At 73.3% G+C, this 17,149-nt stretch carries 14 protein-coding genes; 7 read left to right on the forward strand and 7 right to left on the reverse strand.

Annotated features, from left to right (window positions below):
• Positions 1–161 precede the first annotated feature (161 nt).
• Both NOO62_RS33860 and NOO62_RS33865 read left to right on the forward strand, forming a co-directional pair.
• The gene (locus NOO62_RS33860) at positions 162–1,163 is read left to right on the forward strand and encodes a zinc-dependent alcohol dehydrogenase (protein ID WP_268774604.1); all 1,002 of its coding nucleotides are present in this window, start codon (positions 162–164) and stop codon (positions 1,161–1,163) included.
• Between the two features lie 15 nt (positions 1,164–1,178).
• The gene (locus tag NOO62_RS33865; RefSeq protein WP_268774605.1) at positions 1,179–2,129 is read left to right on the forward strand and encodes a Gfo/Idh/MocA family protein; all 951 of its coding nucleotides are present in this window, start codon (positions 1,179–1,181) and stop codon (positions 2,127–2,129) included.
• A 21-nt stretch (positions 2,130–2,150) separates the two neighbouring features.
• On the opposite strand, the gene NOO62_RS33870 is transcribed toward NOO62_RS33865, so the two are convergent.
• From NOO62_RS33870 to NOO62_RS33895, 6 genes are all read right to left on the reverse strand, one after another.
• Complete coding sequence (locus NOO62_RS33870; RefSeq protein WP_268774606.1) at positions 2,151–3,011, reverse strand: phytanoyl-CoA dioxygenase family protein; 861 nt, start codon at positions 3,009–3,011, stop codon at positions 2,151–2,153.
• 50 nt (positions 3,012–3,061) lie between these two features.
• Entirely contained in the window at positions 3,062–4,177 is a 1,116-nt protein-coding gene (locus NOO62_RS33875; RefSeq protein ID WP_268774607.1) for a hypothetical protein, read from the reverse strand.
• 7 nt (positions 4,178–4,184) lie between these two features.
• Entirely contained in the window at positions 4,185–5,396 is a 1,212-nt protein-coding gene (locus NOO62_RS33880; protein ID WP_268774608.1) for a hypothetical protein, read from the reverse strand.
• Positions 5,393–7,534, reverse strand: coding sequence for a DegT/DnrJ/EryC1/StrS family aminotransferase (locus NOO62_RS33885; protein WP_268774609.1), 2,142 nt, complete (start codon positions 7,532–7,534; stop codon positions 5,393–5,395). Before NOO62_RS33885 ends, NOO62_RS33880 begins: the two co-directional genes overlap by 4 nt.
• A gap of 7 nt (positions 7,535–7,541) precedes the next feature.
• Entirely contained in the window at positions 7,542–8,582 is a 1,041-nt protein-coding gene (locus NOO62_RS33890; RefSeq protein WP_268774610.1) for a radical SAM protein, read from the reverse strand.
• A gap of 579 nt (positions 8,583–9,161) precedes the next feature.
• On the reverse strand, positions 9,162–9,641 hold the full coding sequence (locus NOO62_RS33895) for a peptidoglycan-binding domain-containing protein (protein WP_268774611.1): 480 nt from the start codon (positions 9,639–9,641) through the stop codon (positions 9,162–9,164).
• A 277-nt stretch (positions 9,642–9,918) separates the two neighbouring features.
• On the opposite strand from NOO62_RS33895, the gene NOO62_RS33900 reads away from it, so the two are divergent.
• The 3 genes from NOO62_RS33900 to NOO62_RS33910 all read left to right on the forward strand — a co-directional run bounded on the left by NOO62_RS33900 (position 9,919) and on the right by NOO62_RS33910 (position 12,703).
• A complete protein-coding gene (locus tag NOO62_RS33900) occupies positions 9,919–10,671 on the forward strand; it encodes a 3-hydroxybutyrate dehydrogenase (protein ID WP_268774612.1) in 753 nt (250 codons plus the stop codon).
• Positions 10,672–11,402: 731 nt separating this feature from the next.
• Positions 11,403–11,675, forward strand: coding sequence for a hypothetical protein (locus NOO62_RS33905; RefSeq protein ID WP_268774613.1), 273 nt, complete (start codon positions 11,403–11,405; stop codon positions 11,673–11,675).
• A complete protein-coding gene (locus NOO62_RS33910) occupies positions 11,672–12,703 on the forward strand; it encodes an ornithine carbamoyltransferase (protein ID WP_268774614.1) in 1,032 nt (343 codons plus the stop codon). Before NOO62_RS33905 ends, NOO62_RS33910 begins: the two co-directional genes overlap by 4 nt.
• Here NOO62_RS33910 and NOO62_RS33915 read toward each other — a convergent pair.
• Entirely contained in the window at positions 12,643–15,462 is a 2,820-nt protein-coding gene (locus tag NOO62_RS33915; RefSeq protein WP_268774615.1) for a helix-turn-helix transcriptional regulator, read from the reverse strand. The two genes, NOO62_RS33910 and NOO62_RS33915, sit on opposite strands and share 61 nt — an antisense overlap.
• Positions 15,463–15,574: 112 nt before the next feature.
• On the opposite strand from NOO62_RS33915, the gene NOO62_RS33920 reads away from it, so the two are divergent.
• Both NOO62_RS33920 and NOO62_RS33925 read left to right on the forward strand, forming a co-directional pair.
• Positions 15,575–16,651, forward strand: a complete 1,077-nt coding sequence (locus NOO62_RS33920) for a dihydrodipicolinate reductase (protein ID WP_268774616.1) — start codon at positions 15,575–15,577, stop codon at positions 16,649–16,651.
• 3 nt (positions 16,652–16,654) lie between these two features.
• Positions 16,655–17,146: a carboxymuconolactone decarboxylase family protein gene (locus tag NOO62_RS33925; protein ID WP_414930930.1), complete on the forward strand. Its 492-nt coding sequence runs from the start codon at positions 16,655–16,657 to the stop codon at positions 17,144–17,146.
• The last annotated feature ends 3 nt before the right edge of the window (positions 17,147–17,149 follow it).

A 17,149-nucleotide genomic window follows, 5' to 3' on the forward strand; every position in this document is an offset into this window, starting at 1 on the left:
GCCAATTGGTCCAGGCCAATCGGATAGTGGATATTGGCTCGTACCAAACCGGGCTGTCAAGGAGTCGGAACCGGTCGAGCCGGGCGAATCCACCATGACGGTGCGTGAGTTGGGGAATCCTTGAGGCTTCCGCAGGTCGCATCCGCTGAGGGGAGAGAGTCATGCGCAGGTACGAACTCGTCGGCAGGCGCGACATCCGGCTGGTCACCGACGTGGCGGTGCCGGAGCCGGGGCCTTTGGAGGTGCTGGTCCGCGTACGGGCCTGCACGGTCTGCAACCGCAGCGACCTCGCCTACTTCCACTACTACGGACTGCGCGACCACTGCTCCCAGGGGTGTTTCGGCCATGAGATCGCCGGAGTGGTCGAGGCGACAGGGGCGGGAGTGCAGCGTGTGGTGCCCGGGCAGCGCGTGTTCGTCCGCACGCCGCTCACCACCGGGTACGCCGAGTTCGCCCTGGCCCGCGAGATCTCCGTGGGCGCCCTGCCCGACGCCGTGCCCTTCGAGCAGGGCGCGCTCCTGCAACTCCTCCCGCTCGCCGTGCACGCCACCCGCGGCGTCCGGCTCGGCGACCGCGTCGCCATCGTCGGGCAGGGGCCCGTCGGGCAGATGGCGCTGCGGGTCGCCGTGGCGCGCGGCGCGGCCGAGGTCGTCGCCGTCGACCTCGACGACTGGCGGCTCGAACGCTCCTCGGCGGCGGGCGCGGACGCGGTACGAAGGGTGGACGGGAGCGCCGGGCAACTCGCGGCCGTAGGCGCGGACTTCGACGTCGCCGTCGACGCCGTCGGCACCCCCACGACGCTCAACGCCTGCGTGGGACTCGTACGGCAGAACGGCCTCGTCGTCCTCCTCGGCACGCACCACGTCGACACGCACGTCACCGTCGACCTGGTCACCTGGGAACGTAAGGGCCTGCGGGTGCACAGCTCCGCGGAACCCCTCGACACCGCGCGCGCCGAAGCCCTCGCCGTCGCCGAACGCCTCGCCCACCGCCGCACCGAAGCCCTGCGCCTGCCCGACCTCCACACGCACACGTACCCCCTCGACGAACTCCCCAAGGCCATGGAGCAGCTCTCCGCGAGCCGCGCCCTCTACCCCGATGCCGAACACGCCCCCTACGACGGCCCGCCCCCCGAGACCCTGAAGGTGGCGATCGTGCCCTGAGCGGGGGAAGCCGTCGTGAAGTGGGGCATCGCCGGGTACGGCGACATCGTGACCCGCCGCGTCCTGCCCGCCCTGCACGCCCTCGGCGAGGAACCCGTGGCCCTCTGGGGCCGCGACCCGCACCGCGCCGCACGTACCGCGGAACGCCATGCCGTCGCCAGATCCGGTGCCGCCTTCGACGTCCTGCTGTCCGGCGTCGACGCCGTGTACATCGCCACACCCGTCGTACACCACGTGCCGCTCGCCCGCGCCGTCCTGGCAGCGGGCCTGCCCGTCCTGATCGAGAAGCCTCTCGCCGGCGGCCTCGGCACCGGGGGCACGCTCGACACGGCGGGGCGGCGCGCGGGGGTCGCCTACTACCGCAGGCTCGCGCCCGCCGTACGACGGCTGCGCGAGGAACTCGACGCCTGGACGCCCGACCGGGTCGAGGTGCACTTCCGGTGTGCCTTCGCACCCGGCCCCGACGACCCGATGCGCTGGCGCACCGACCCCGGCCTGTCCGGCGGCGGGGTCCTTGCGGACGCGGGAAGCCACCGGATCGACCTGCTGCTCCATCTGTTCGGGCGCCCCTGTGAGCTGACGGCCCGGCTCGGCGACCGCTTCCCGCGCGGCGCGGAACGACGCGCCGAACTCACCCTGCGCTGGCCCTCCGGCCTCCGGGCGCACTGCCTCGTGGAGTGGCGCGAAGGGCCGCCCGTGGACCGCTTCCGGCTGACGGGCGGCGGCCGCACACTGACGCTCGCGCCACTGGACGCGGGCCGTATCGACGCACCCCCGGGCCCGTCGCTCCTGCTTCCCCCGCCCGCCAACCCCCACCAGTCCCTGCTCGCCGACTTCGCGGCCGCCGCGGCGACGGGGAAGGAGCCGGTGTGCCCGGTGGCGGAGGCCCGCCTCGTCGACGAGGTGATCGTGGCGGCGGAGCGGTCGGACGCGGCGGGAGGGCGCCCGGTGCGGATGTGGGGGTGAAGGCATACGGGGCGCGGTGGGTCACGCCCCGTCGTCCGCCGACCAGGGGCGGAGCCAGCGCGGGTCAGGTCTGTCGTCGGAGCGTACGAAGCGGGTGTCCACGGAGAGGCGCATCGTGTCCGTCGTCGTGTCCAGGGAGGCGTGGATGATGCGGGGCAGGTGCACCATCACGTCGCCCGCCGCGAAGTCCGCGTACAGCCAGCGGCGGCCGAGGGTGCGGGCGGTCAGCTCCAGGTCGTGGCAGATCTGCCGCCGGTCGCCGGGCCGGTCGGTGGTGTCGCGCAGCGGGGCGTACTCCTCGGGCGGCAGTCGGTGGGAGCCCTCCAGGTAGACCAGGGCGCCGGTGGGCGGCGGGCAGTCGCCGACCGGGATCCAGAAGGTGACGACGCGCGGCGATCCCTCGTCCATGTAGTCGAAGTCGACGTGGGCGCGGGAGGCGCGCCGGGTGCCGCGGTGGAAGTGGCGCAGGATGCGGCGCGGCAGCATCTCCGCCTTGGCGTCGAGGAGCTGACCGGCGAGCTCGGACAGGGCGGGGTTCGCCACGAACTGGTCGAAGGGCTCCGAGCGTACGAACGCGTGGGCCGGGTGCCCCGCCACTCCGTACTCCGGGACGTCTTCGGGTACGCGGCCGGAGAACACGCCGTCCTCGGGCGTACTGCCCGGTGCGAGCAGGCCCGGCGGGAAGAGGGAAAAGTACCGGCCGCGCAGCCGCAGCACCTCCGCGCGGTCGAGCAGACCCGGCAGGTACAGGCAGCCGTCCGCGTGCAGCCGCTCCCGCAGCGCGCCGGCGTCCCTCGTCTCCAACAGGTCCGCGCTGGGGCGCAGCGGGCCGAAGAGTTCCGGCGTGAAGGGTATCGGTACGCCGTTCGACGACAGGTTCACGATGCGTGTCCCTCGATCCTTCGGGTCGGGTGGACCGGCCTGCGGACCGGTCAGTAGACGCCTTCCACCGCCTCTTCGGCGGCCCCGGACTCCACGAAGGGCCGCACGGCGGCGACCCCGTCCCAGGGGAACCACGGATGCGGCCCGGTCCTGACCGCGCTGTCCCGCTCCAGGAGGTTCGGCAGGAAGAGGTCCTCCAGGAGCGTCGTGGCGCGCACCCGGCCCCGCTGTCCGACCTCGACCTCGCGCCACGGGTCGGAGTCGTCGACGACCTTCAGGACCGCGAAGGGCGGCGGCAGGTGGTAGGAGTGCCCGGTGCCGCCCTCGACGGTGGCCGCGTCCGCCAGGGGGTCGGCCTGGAGAGCGTGGCCGACCAGCGTGTTGCCGTACGTGTCGATCCACTGCACGTCCGCCAGGTGCTCCTCGCGCAGGAACTCGGCCTCCGCGGCGCTGCACGAGGTGCCGCCGGTGCAGACCGCGCGGATGCCGTACGTGTGCAGGGGCCCGGGCAGCCGCATCGCGAGCTCGACGAGCAGCCGGGAGGTCGTGAAGAGCAGCGCGGGGCGCTCGGCGGCGAGCAGCGTGAGGGTCTGGTCGATCAGGTGGGCGGTGTAGCCGTCGGCCTCGCCGCCCGAGCGCAGCGCGGCCTTCACCCAGCGCGGGTCGAAGTCGATGGCGTGCACGGCGCCGCGCCAGCTGTCCGCGAGGCCCTCCACGAAGTGCCCGTACGCGTGCGGCCCGCTCGGCGTCATCGCCAGGATGTCGCCGCCCGCGACCCCGCGCGCCTCGAGCACGGTGCGGTAGACCTCCACGTCGTACGCGAGGCGCGTGACGTTGACGATCCGGCAGGGCGGGCCCGTGGTGCCGCCCGTCTCGAAGACCCGGAAGGGCCGGTCGCGGTAGCCGCGCGGCAGCAGATCGCGGGCATTCGCGGCGCGCAGCTCGGCCTTGTCGAAGAGGCCGAAGCGGTCCAGGTCGGCGAAGCCGCCGATGTCCTCGACCGGGTCGAAGCCGAGCTTCCCGCGCCGGGCGACCCAGAAGGGGCTGCCGGTCTCCGGGTCGAAGTGCCAGCGCATCATGCGGCGCGTCCACGTGTCGAGGCCGACGCCGAGCTCCGGGACGCGCTCGCGCAGCCTGTCGGGCAGCGTGCCGAAGGCGGTCGTCATGCGGGCCTCACTTCGCTGGGCGGTACACGAACAGGGCGTCGGCGGTGATGGCGTCCGCGGCACGGGGGGAGGCGCTCAGGACGGCGGCGAAGGGGAAGGGGACCTCGTGGCCGATCAGCGGGTGGGACGCCGCCGCGTCGTCCGTGCCTCGCGTGAACGCCGTGACATGGCCGTCAAGGAGGGCGATGTGGGGCAGCGCGTACACGTCGTCGGCCGTGCTGTGCAGGACGGGCGGGCGGCGGGTCAGGATGCGGTCGCCGGGGCGGAGACGGTCACGGATGCCGCGCGTCGTGCTCTCGGCGGCGCCCGGCTCCCGGAAGGCCGTCAGCGGCCACGGCCCGTCCGGGGGCAGTGCGTCGAGGGCGGCGGCGAGGCCCCGCGCCAAGGGCGCGGCGGCGTCGGGCTTCTCGCACACGACGGTCCGTACGTTGCTGCAGAAGCGCCCCGAGTCGGCCGCGATCAGCGGCAGCAGCCAGGCCACGGCGTCGTCCGTCGGCATGTCGGGCGGCACGAGTGCGCAGCCGCGTCCTGGGCCGTGCAGGGTGAGCGCGGGGGAGGAGCGGACGGAGGCGGCGAGGCGGGCGCCGCCGTAGACGACGTGCCGGTCGGTGAGCCGTAACAGGCCCTGCAGGGAGCGCTGTTCGCCGGGGTAGAAGCCGAGGCGGGCCCGTGGCCAGCCCGCCGCGAGCAGGGCCGCGACCAGCCGCGCCGCGGAGACCGGCTCGCGCCGGCTCGGACGCAGCCACACGCCCGCCGAGCGCTCGGCCTGGTCGCAGACCGCGTCCAGGCAGGTGAAGGTGTTGCCCGGCAGCGCGACCAGGGCCAGCGCCCCGTCGGGCTCGGGGGCGTCATCCTTCTTCAGGACGCCGTCCCGCAGCATCGCGCACCACCGGTCCACCAACGGGCCGGGCAGCCCCGCGCTCTCCCACAGTGCCGCGCGGAACGCCTCGGCGCTCTGCTCGCCGATGCCTCCGACGGTGAGGGTGCCGGTGTCGAACAACTCCAGTGCGGTGAGCAGGAGTTCGCGGCGGCCGGTGAACAGGGGCAGCGCCGGGAGGGCGCCGTCCCACCATCGCCGGTCCGCGTCGGCGACTATCTCCGGCACCAGCGCGAGCTCCCGTCCCGCGGGGCCGGGCAGCGGCGCCCGGTCGAGGGAGGTGCGCCACTCCCCTCGGCGGAACGCGGAGATCGTCACTGCGACGGAGGGTTCGGGGGTCACGGCAGCTCGCTGCGGAGTGCGGCGACCACCCGGACCTGCTCGTCCTCCGTGAGGGACGGGTACAGCGGCAGCGCGACATGGTGCCGCGCGAACCAGCGGGCCCGCTCGAACGCGCCACCTGCCGCGTCCAGTTGCCGCTGCGGCGCGAACTGGGGTTGGTCGCACAGCAAGTGGTCGTACACCTCGCCGGCCAGCGCCACCCCGTGCCGTTCCCGCAGGACCTTCTTCAGGAGCGGGCGATCCAGCGGGCCGTCGGGATCCAGATAGGCGAGGTACTTGTAGTAGTTGCTGCCGGCCGCCGCGGGCACGGCGTGCGGGCGGATCCCCGGGACGTCGGCGAGCAGCACGTCGTACCGGGCGGCGAGCGCCCTGCGCGCGGCCAGGGTGCCGGAGAAGCGCTCCAGGTCCACCGTGCCTACGGCGGCGTGCAGTTCGCTCAGGCGCCAGTTGCCGCCCGGCCGGTCGTGCAGCGTGGATCCCTGGGCGCTCTTGCCGTGGTCGCGCCAGCGCCGCACCTGCTCCAGGTCGTCCGCCGACGCGGCCGACAGCAGGCCGCCCTCGCCGCTCACCGCCACCTTCGTGGGGTAGAACGAGAACGCGCCGAACCGTCCGAAGCTCCCCGCCGGACGCCCGCCGAGCGTCGCCCCGAAGGCGTGCGCCGCGTCCTCCACGACGGGGATGCCGCGCAGGTGACAGTGGGCGAGCGCCGCGTCGAGCGCGGGTGAGACGATGCCGCCGATGTGGACGGGCAGCACGGCGGCGGTGTCGGGGTGCCGGTCGAGGGCGGCGTGCAGGGCGTCCGGGTCCATGCCGAGACCGTCGAGCTCGATGTCGACGAAGCGCACGGCCGCCCCGGCCCGTACGGCCGCGGCGGCCGTCGCGAAGAACGTGTTGACCGGTACGAGCACCGTGCGGCCCGCCACGCCGATGATGCGCAGGGCGATCTCCAGCGCCGCCGAGCCGGACGCGACCGCGGCGGTGTCCGTGCCGGTCCAGGGGCGGGCGAGCTCCTCGAAGCGGGCGACCTGCGGGCCCTGCGTGAGGATGCCGGAGTCCAGTGCGGCGTCGACGCGGTCGAGCACGGTGCGCCGTTCGTCGACCTCGAAGTGGATGCGCTGGGCGGGCACTTGGGGAGCTTCGCATGGCTGCGGCCGGATCCCGCTGAGCGTGCGGGCGAAGAAGTCCGCCGCGTGGCCGACGTGGGTGCCGTGTCCCATGGCGAGTTCGTGGACCTCGGCTTCGGCTCCGGCGCTCGCGTACGTCTCCCGGACCGCGTCGGCCGCGGCCCGGGCGTCGTCGGGGTCCAGGTAGGAGTCGGCCGTGCCGTACTGGAGCTGGAGCGGGGCCGGGGCGAGGGTGCCGTACAGGTCGGGCAGGTCGGCGTACTCCAGGATGCCGGGGAGCACCGCGCCCTCGTGCCCGGTCAGCAGCCGCTCGAACAGGGCCTGGTAGGTGCCGAGGTGGCTCGCCGCGCAGAGCGGGAGATCCCGGCGTCCGGAGAGCAGCGCCGTGTGCAGGGCGACCGCCGCGCCGAGACTGTGGCCGAAGAGCCCGACGCGTCGCGGGTCGACGCGCGGGTGGGCGGCGAGGACGTCCAGGGCGCCCAGGGCGTCGCCGGTGAGGGCGCCGAGCAGGGAGTGGCCGGTGAGCGCGAACGCGTGGGCCAGCAGCGTCCCTTCGTCCCGGCCCGCTCGGCGTCCGGCGTCCAGGCCGCCGCCGATGCCGTGGTCGAAGGAGAGCGTGACGAAACCGGCCCGCGCCAGCTGCTCGGCGACGTTGCGGTCGGGGTGGTCCGGTGGCACGTCGCCGGTGAGCTGGTCCAGACGGGCGTTCTTGCCGCCGAGGACGAGGACGGCGGGACCGGGCGCCGGGTCGGGCGTCGCACCGGGCGCCGGGTCGGACGGCGCGAGGAGCGTGCCGTGGAAGGAGCCGCGTACGGGGGACTGGAACACCAGCCGCTCGCGGTGCAGTCCATCGCGCACCGAGGCGGTGCTGTCGGCGGTGGTGAGCGGGGCCCGATCGACACGGGCCAGCCGCTCGACGACGGCGCGCACGCCGTTCATGGCGTTCACGGCGCCCTTGGCCTGCCGCAGGGACGGCTCGGCGGCGAGGAGCCCGCTTAGGTGGCGTAGTTGCATGTGCGGCTCAGACGAAGTCGCCGTGCAGGGTGCTGGGTACTTCCAGCGCGTACGCGTCCAGGGCCTCGTCGAGTTTGATCTGGCCGCGTTTGAGGAGTTCAAGGAGCTCGTTCTGGGGGCGGTAGAAGCACGACTTGCAGAGGTCGGTCCGACGCGGGTTGGACGCCTCCCATTCCGCGCGCGGCCCGCCCTCGAGGACGTCCGCATATCCCTGTTCGAGGACATTGCCGATCAGATAGCGGCTGTTGAGGTGGACCTGCGGGCACGGGTAGAGATTTCCGTCGGCGCCGACGGCCGTCACGAACCGGCTGTAGTGGCAGTGCTCGAAGTCGCCCTCGACCTCCTCCACCTGGTCCATCGGGCCGCGGTCCAGTTTGGGGACCGACACCTCGAAGTCCTGCGTGGAGAGGGCGGCGGCGCGGGTGAGGGATTCGGAGATCTCCGGCATCACGGATTCGATGGTTTCGTGGCCGAGGGCGCTGTAGAACTCGGGTTCGAAACGCACGTAGTGGGCGCCGGACTCGTGGGCGATGTGGGCCGCCTCCAGGATCTCCCGGTAGTTCTGGAGGGTGATCACGTAGTTGAAGCCGATGCGGAAGTCCGGGTCGACGGCGTTCTCGCGGAGCTTGCCTACCGATCCGATGAACTTCGAGAACGTCTGCTCGCGGTCCCGCGTGATGTCGTCGAAGGTGGCTTCCGTACCGGCGTTCAGGCCGATGCGGACCCAGGTGTGAGTCTCGGCGACGCAGTCGGCGACCTTGGGGCGGCCGAGGCGCGAGCCATTGGTGATGAGCCCGATCCGCAGCCCCGCCGCGTGGCCGGCCCGGCAGATGTCCGCGTAGCCGGGGTGGATGGTGCACTCGCCGCTGCCGCAGAACGTCACGGCCCGGCCGTCGTTCGCGGCGAATTCGCGGAGCAGCGTGACCGCCTTGTCGGTGGCGATCGAGTCCTTGAACGAGAACAGGTCGTAGAACTGTTCCTCGTTGGGCGAGTGGAAGTTGCAGAAATTGCACCGCATATTGCAGGCGCCCATGATGCCGATCCGCATGTGAACGGGTTTGATCTCCTGACCCGCCACGAAACGCCGCAGCAATTCGCCGTGAGCCAGGACCTTCTGTGGCGAGTGGGCCTGATCGAGACTGACGATGGGCAGACCTTCACGATTCTGGGGAGCTGCCATTTTGATGTCGCCGGAACCGGGTGTGCTGTTCACGAGCCCCCCACGAAAGATCGATGTGCGGTGTCGTTCTTCTGGCGGTTCTCGGGACATTAGGGAGCGCCACAAAGGCTGTCAATGGGTCTAGACAACCCGGGACTTGTTGGCGGAATCAGGGACGCCGGTCTGTTGGAGGAACCGTCCGACGTGGTACTCGGGGACCCCGTGCACGTCGTCCGGGGTGCGCCGGGCGGGGACGACATGCATGTGACGGGCGGCGAACGCCGTCGGCGCCGCCGCCCGGCGGGTGTCAAGAGGCGGAAATTCGTCAAGTACGACGTGGAGTGAAGCACGGGGGCCCGTGAGGCCTGCGGGTATGCGCAGGCGTGCGCCTGTGCGCGGGATCAGTGCGCCGGGAGCGACACGGTGATCGACGTGGTGGCCGCGGTCTTGTCGAGGCCGAGGTCGGGCTCAGATGCCGTTGGCGAACCGCTTGAACGCGGCCTGGAACCTGGGGCCGACGACCCCGTCGAACGGGTCGGTGAGCCCCCAGTTCGTCTGCAGCATCTTGTGCAGCGACTTCAGCGTGGCGGTGCCGAGGTCCCCGTTGACCGGCCCGGTGTAGTTCCAGTCCGCCCTGAGATAGCGTTGCATGGCCGCCCAGCTGCTGGTGCCGAGCCTTCCGTCGATGGAGCCCGTGTACTGCCAGTGCGCCGCCAGCCAGGTCTGCACCTTCCTGGCCTCCGCGGTGGTGAGGCCGAGGTTGTTGTGCGAGGCCGGGATGCCGACGCCGGTGGTCGTCGCGGCGGGCTTCGCGCCCCGGCCGTCCGCCGCGGCACCCGTCGTCGCGCCCGCGAGGCTCCCGGCGGCGAGACCGGCGCCGATGGCGAAGCCGAGGAAGGCCCTGGTCGCGGTGCGTCGCCGTAGGTGAGTTCGCTCGTGCGGTCGCATGGGTGTCCCCCTGTCTTCGGCGCCTCCTCGGGTCGGGGCGCTCGGACAGAACGTACTTCTCGGGCGGGCCCGTCCTCGTCAACCCGTGAGTTGACCTCCCGCTCCATCGACCGCGGTAGTCACTGCGTACGGGCAAACCTGCGCGGTACGTGGAAAGCCGCGCCCTCGTGTCCGCTCAACAGCCGTCCCGTACGGCGCTAGCCCACACCCCGCGCCTCCGCACTGTGGTGCCCGCGACCATGGGAGGGGCCGCCCCCGCTTCCTTAGCGTTCCTGGCATGACGAGCGAACACTTCACCGGCCGGTCCGTCCTGGTGACCGGCGGCGGGAGCGGCATCGGGCGGGCCTGCGCCGAGGCGTTCGCCGCCGGTGGCGCCCTGGTCCATGTCGTCGACGTGGACGCGGATTCGGCCAAGGCGGTGGCCGACGCGGTCGGCGGGGTCCCGCATGTCGTGGACCTCACCGACGCGGGCGCGGTCCCCGGACTGCCGACCGCCGTCGACATCCTGGTCAACAGCGCGGGCACGCAACACGTCGCCCCCATCGAGGAGTTCGACCCCGACCGGTTCGAGCAGCTCCAACGGCTCATGGTCACCGCACCCTTCCTGCTGCTCAAGCACTGTCTGCCGCACATGTACGGGCAGGGGTGGGGCCGCGTCGTGAACATCTCCAGCGTGCACGGGCTGCGGGCCAGCCCCTTCAAGTCCGCGTACGTCGCCGCCAAGCACGGCCTGGAGGGGCTCAGCAAGGTCGCCGCGCTGGAAGGCGCCCCGCACGGGGTGACCAGCAACTGCGTCAACCCCGGCTATGTCCGTACGCCGTTGGTCGAAGGACAGATCGCGGACCAGGCCGCCGTGCACGGCATCGCGCCCCGGGACGTCGTCTCGGACGTCCTGCTCGACCGGTCCGCGATCAAGCGGCTGATCGAACCGGCGGAGGTCGCCGCGGTCGCGCTCTGGCTCTGCGGACCCCATACGGGGTACGTCACCGGAGCCTCGCTCCCGGTGGACGGCGGCTGGGGGGCGAGCTGACGAGGCGGGGCCCGGGGCGCGCCGAACTCCCCGAGGAAAACCCTGGGTTCGCCCGTGAGGCCAAGTGGTTGAACGGCGGAACCACCGGCTCACGGCTCCCGCGAAGGGGTCGCCCGCGCGGGCGTACGTCCCGTGCGTCCCGCCTGTCTCGCGGGTCCCGGCGGCCCACCCCGGCCCCCGGTACCGGACTCCAGGGTTTTCACGGTCGCCCTCGCCCGCGCGCGGGGAGAAGGTGTACCCACGGCCGCGGAACCGTGGCGGACCTGAAAACACCGATGGGGGAAAGAGATCCGGTGACCGGACGTACTACGGGGGTGTACGAACGGGTGGTCCGTACAGGATCGGGGGAGCGACCGTCGCGAGGGCGGGGGACGGGGGTGCCCGACGGCACCCCCGCTCGGGTGCGGAACGTATCCGTGACCGGGCGCGCTCCACTGCTGCCGTCGAGGCTGTGGGTCGCCGGACGACGGCGTGAAGTGAGCCCGCGACGCGGGCGGAACGACCCCGGCGGTTCGGTCGAGGACCGGACCGCCCACGCCCTTGTCGCGCGTCCGCGGGGCCCTGCGGTCAGGTACGCCGCCGCGGGCCCGCCCGCCGAGAGCCCCGCACCCGTGCCAGCGTCCTGGCAGGGGATGCCGCGCCGCACCGGATCATCCGTGCCGGACCTGCCGCGACGCACCGGATCACCCGTGCCGGACATGCCGCGCCGCACCCCGCCACCCGTGCCGGACATGCCGCGACGTACCCGACCACCCGCGCAGGACAAGCCGCGCCGCACCGGATCACCCGTGCCGGACATGCCGCGCCGCACTCCGCCACCCGCGCAGGAAATGCCGCGCCGCACCGGATCACCCATGCCGGACATGCCGAGCCGCACCCCGCCACCCGCGCCGGAAATGCCGCGACGTACCCGACCACCCGCGCAGGACAAGCCGCGACGCACCGGATCACCCGTGCCGGACATGCCGAGCCGCACCCCGCCACCCGCGCAGGACAAGACATGACGCACCCCACCCCCACCCCCACCTCCTCGCGCGGCGCCCCACCCCCCGCCCCCGAGACCGGCCTGTTCTCCCTCGCCGACCTGGCCGTGGAGACCGTCACCCGACTCGCCGAGCGCACCGTCGAGTTGCACCGGGACCCCACCGCCCACACACGCCCCCTGACCGGTGCCGCGCTCGGCATCCTGTTCGCCCTGCCGTCCACCCGCACCCGTACCGCCTTCACCGTGGCGGCCGCCCGCCTCGGCGCCGCCACCGTCGCCTACGGCCCCGGGGACCTGCACCTGTCGGCCGGTGAGGCCGTCGAGGACACCGGACGGTCGCTCGGGACCATGCTGGACGGGCTCGTCGCCCGGCCCGCCGGTTCACTCGACGACCTGCGCCGGCTCTCCCGCCACGGACATCTGCCCGTCGTCAACGCTATGACGCCGGAAGAACATCCCACGCAAGGACTCTGCGACCTGGCCACGCTGCGGCTGACACTGGGGAGCCTCGACGGGCTGCGACTCCTGTACGTGGGGGAGGGCAACGGCACCGCGACGGCGCTCGCGCTCGCCCTGTCCGGCGTCCCCGGCTGCGAGGCCACGTTCGCCTGTCCGCCCGGCCACGGCCTGCCCGACGGACTCCTGGCGACCGCGAGGGAGCGCGCCGGCCGGGCCGGGGCCACCTTCACCTGCCGTGACTCGGCCCGGTCCCTGCCGGTCGGCGTCGACGTCGTCTGCACGACCCGCCGCAGGACCACCGGCGCCGGGCAGCCCGACGGCGCGTGGCGTGAACGGTTCCGGCCGTTCCACGTCGACGAGGAGTTCATGACGCGCCGCCCCGGCGCCCTGCTCCTGCACGACCTGCCCGCGCGCCGCGGCGAGGAGGTCTCCGGCGCGGTCCTCGACGGCCCGAGGTCGGCGGCTTGGACGCAGGCCGCCATGAAGCTGAGCGGCGCGATGGCCGTCCTCGAACGGTTCACCGGCCCTCAGGCCCCGGGGACGCCCGCGGCCCCCGAGACCGCCGCCGTCTCGGACGCCGACGCCTGAGCGAGCAGGCGGACCAGCTGGGCCCTGCGGTGCACCCCGTCGAGCTTGCGGTAGATGTTGCTCAGGTGGAACTCGACGGTCTTGACGCTCAGGAAGAGGCGTTCCGCCACCTCGTGGTTGGTCAGGCCACGGCCGACCACCAGCGCGACCTGCAGCTCCTGCGGAGTGAGCCGTTCCAGGGGCGCACGCTCGGGGCGCACCTCGGTGCCGCCCGCCGCGTGCAGCTCGGCCGCGACCCGCGCCGCCCAGCCCGTCGCCCCGAGCCGCTCGAACGTGGCGAGGGCCCGCTCCAGGAGGCGCCGCGCCTCGCTGCGCCTGCCCTGCCTGCGCAGCTGCTCGCCCCACGCGAACTCGGTCCGCCCCCGCTCGAACGGCACCGGACGCTCCGAAAGCAGCGCGAGCGAGCGCCGCATGTGCCGCGACGCCGCCTCCGGGTCCCCGGGTTCCAGGAGGCCCCGGCAGCGTGCCGCCGCCCCCGCGGTGACCGGACGGTGGCCGCGTCCCGCCTCGTACTCCAGGACGTCGAGGACCTCACGCGCGTCGTCGGTCCTGCGCAGATGGACGTACGCGTCCGCGAGGTCGGCCGCCCACGTCAGATACAGGCCGTCGCCACGCCCGTACCGCTGCGAGAACGCGCGTACCTCCTCCAAGTGGTGCACCGCCTCCTCGAAACGGCCGAGGCCGAGCTCCAGGAGGCCGAGCCCGCCGAGCGCCCGCGCCGCGTCCATCGGCAACTCCGTGGAGCCCGCCCACTCCATCGCCTTCGCGGCGTGCCGCCGGCAGTCCTCCTCGCGGTTGAGCGCCGCCTCCGTCTTGACCAGCGCGGCGAGCCCGCGCGACACCTCGATCAGCTGCCCGCTGGCCTCCGCGAGCCGCACCGCCTCGTCGGCGTGGGCGAGCGACAGCGTCCAGCGGCCCCGCCAGAACTCGACGACGGACAGCGTGCACAGCAGGTGCGAGAGCAGCCCCACCGCGCTGGAGCCGCGCGCCGTGTACGCGGCCCGGTCCAGCATGCTGTGCGCCTCGTCGAGCTCCTCGGCCGCGAGGTGGCACAGGCCGCCCACCCCGGCGAGCGGGTAGGGGAAGGCGGGGTCGGGGGAGGCGAGGGGCTCCGCCAGTTCGCGCAGGAGTGCGCGGCCCGCTTCGGCGTCGCCGCCGAGCAGCAGCACCAGGGTGTGCAGCAGACGTACGGGAAGCAGCGTCTCGTGCGCGGAGTCGGCGAGCTCCATCGCCGCGGCGGAGGTGCCCCGGGCCGCGGTGAGGTCGCCGACCGCCAGCTCGGTGAGGGCGATGCCGCCGAGCATGACGGCGGCGAGCGCGGGGTCGACCTTCTCCGCCTCGTCGACGGCCGACTTGAGCAGCTCGCGGGAGCGCGTCGGGCGACCCCGCTGCACGTCGAGGTAGCAGCGGAGCTGACGGATGTCGAGCTGGGTGCCGAGCTGTTCGGCGTGCTCCAGGGCGCGGTCGAGGATCGCGGCGGCCTCGTTCAGCGAGCCCGCGGCCTGCGAGGCGCGGGCCGCGCGCAGCAGCCGCTCCGCCTTGCGCTGCCCCTCCGGGGTGAAGCGCGCGGCCCGCTCGTACAGCCGGGAGGCCAGCGGATAGGCGAGGGTCTCGGGGGCGCCGGACGCGGCGTTCTCCAGCAGGGACGCCACGTGCTCGTCGGGTTCGGCGCCGGACGCGGCCAGGTGCCAGGCGTACTGCTCCAGGGCGGGCGCGGTGGCTCCTTGCAGGGAGCGGGCGATGGCGTGGTGGGCCCGGCGCCTGCGCACCGGGGTCGCGCCGTGGTAGACCGCCGAGCGCACGAGCGGATGCCGGAAGGCGTATCCGTCGCGCTCCTCGACGACCAGGCCCGCGTCCTCCGCGGCCTCCAGCGACTCGTAACTGAGGCCGTGCGCGCGCAGAGCCGCCTCGGTGCCCGCCAGCGGGCGCGTGCCGAGGACGGCGAGGAGCAGCATCGCGTCCTGCGCCTCGGCGGGCAGCCGCGCCACGGCGCTGCCGAAGGTGTGGGCCAGCATCTCGCCGATGGGCAGGGGCGCCCCGGAACCGTCACCCGCGTCGTCGCCCGCGCCGCTGCCCGCGAGGAGGGCGGGGAGTTCGATGAGCGCGAGGGGGTTGCCGCGGGCCTCGGCGAGCAGCCGGTCGGCCTCCTGCGGGGTGAGTTCGGCGGTGCCCTCCTCGGCGATCAGCCGGTGCGCGGACTCCGCGTCGAGTCCGGTGAGCGTGAACGTCTCGACGGAGGCGAGCCGCGACACGGCCTCCTCCTGCTCGTCGCGGGCGGTGAACAGGACGACGACGCCCTCGCGGCTCAGCCTGCGGGTGGCGAAGGCGAGCGCGTCCAGGGAGTACGGGTCGAGCCACTGCGCGTCGTCGACGGTGACCAGGACCGGGCCCTCCTCGGCGAGCGCGCCGAGCAGGCTGAGCGTGCCCGCGGCCACCGCGAAGCGGTCCTGGGCGACGGCGGGTCCGAGGGCGAGCGCGCCGGTCAGCGCGGCGCCCTGCCGCTCCGGTATGCGGTCGAGGAAGTGCAGGACAGGGCGGAGCAGATCGGCGAGGCCCACGTACGGCAGGTCGGACTCGACCTCGACGCCGCGCGTGCCGAGCCGCAGCAGGCCGTCGGCCTGGGCGGCGACGTACCCGACGAGGCTGGTCTTGCCGATCCCGGCCTCCCCGCGGATGAGCAGGGCGCCGCTCTCGCCCCCGCGTGCCTTGTCGATGAGAGCGAGAAGACGAGCGCATTCCGCGGAACGCCCCAGGAGCATGCGTAAAGCGTACCGGCGGTAAGCGACTTCGGAGCGGCGCGGAAGGGAACGTATCTTTTCTTGTCGGGCCGCGCCTCTGTCAACCGTCGACGCCCCTCGCTACCCTCCGCGCATGATTCCCACGGTGGTCTGGGGTACCGGCAACGTCGGCCGTGCGGCCGTGCGTGCCGTCGAGGCCCATCCGGATCTCTCACTCGCGTCCGTACTGGTGCACAGCCCGCGGAAGGTGGGGCGCGACGCCGGTGAACTGGCCGGTCTGGGGCGGGCGTTGGGGGTCACAGCGACCGATGACGTCGAGGCGGTGCTCGCCGCGCGGCCGCGTGCCGTGGTGTACGCGGCCTCCGGGGACCTGCGCCCCGACGAGGCGCTCGCCGACGTCGTCAGGGCGGTGCGGTCCGGCGCCGTCGTCGTCACGCCCGCGCTGTACCCGCTCTACGACCAGCGCGGCGCGCCCCCGGAGTTCAGGGACCCCGTGCTCGCGGCCGTCGCGGACGGCGGGGGCTCGCTGTTCGTCTCCGGCGTGGACCCCGGCTGGGGCAACGACGCGCTGCCGCTGCTGGTCAGCGGCCTCGGCTCCACCGTGGACGCGATCCGCTGCCAGGAGATCTTCGACTACTCGACGTACGACCAGGAGGACTCGGTCCGCCAGTTGATCGGCATGGGGCACCCCATGGAGTACGAGCCGCTGATGCTCGCGCCCTCCGTTCCCACCATGGTGTGGGGCGGGCAGCTCCGGCTGATGGCGCGGGCACTCGACGTACAACTCGACGAGATAAGCGAGACGTTGGACCGGCGACCGCTCGACACCACCGTGCGGACGCGGGCGATGGGGGAGTTCGCGGCGGGCACGCAGGGCGCGGTGCGCTTCGAGGTGCGGGGCATCGTCGGGGGCGAGCCGCGCATCGTCATCGAGCACGTCACGCGCATCCACCCGTCCTGCGCGCCCGACTGGCCGAGCCCGCCCGACGGCGGCGACGGCGCGCACCGCGTGATCGTCGAGGGCCGGCCGCGCATCGTCGTCACGGTCGAGGCGACCGACGAGGGCGAGAACCGTTCGGCGGGCGGCAACGCCACGGCCGTGGGCCGTCTCGTGAACGCCGTCGACTGGCTCGTGGCCGCCGAACCGGGCCTCTACGACGCGCTGGACGTCCCGCTGCGCCCGGCAGCAGGCCGACTGGGAAGGAAGTGACCCATGAGTGGTTCCCTGCGCATCGACATCCCCGAGGGGGAGGAAGCCATCCCCTACGTATGGGGCGACATGGTCCCGGGGATCGGCGCGGCGGCGTCCAACTTCTCCCTCGCGGTGTACGCCCACACGACCCTGGGCCTGCGCGAGTTCGAGGCCGCGCGGCTGCGCGTCGCCCAGATCAACGGCTGTGTGTTCTGCCTGGACTGGCGCACCGAACGCGACGGGGAGAAGGTCGAGAAGGGGTTCGAGGACGCCGTGACCCAGTGGCGCACCACCGACTCCTTCGACGACCGCACGAGGCTGGCCGCGGAGTACGCAGAGCGGTACGCCCTGGACCATCACAACCTGGACGACGCCTTCTGGGCGCGGATGACCGCGCACTACAGCCAGGCCGAGATCGTCGAACTGAGCATGAGCATCGGGTCGTGGCTCGCCTTCGGCCGGCTCAATCACGTGCTCGGCCTCGACACGGTGTGCGTGCTGCCGAAACCCTGACCC

Source organism: Streptomyces sp. Je 1-369, assembly GCF_026810505.1.
Lineage (GTDB): Bacteria > Actinomycetota > Actinomycetes > Streptomycetales > Streptomycetaceae > Streptomyces.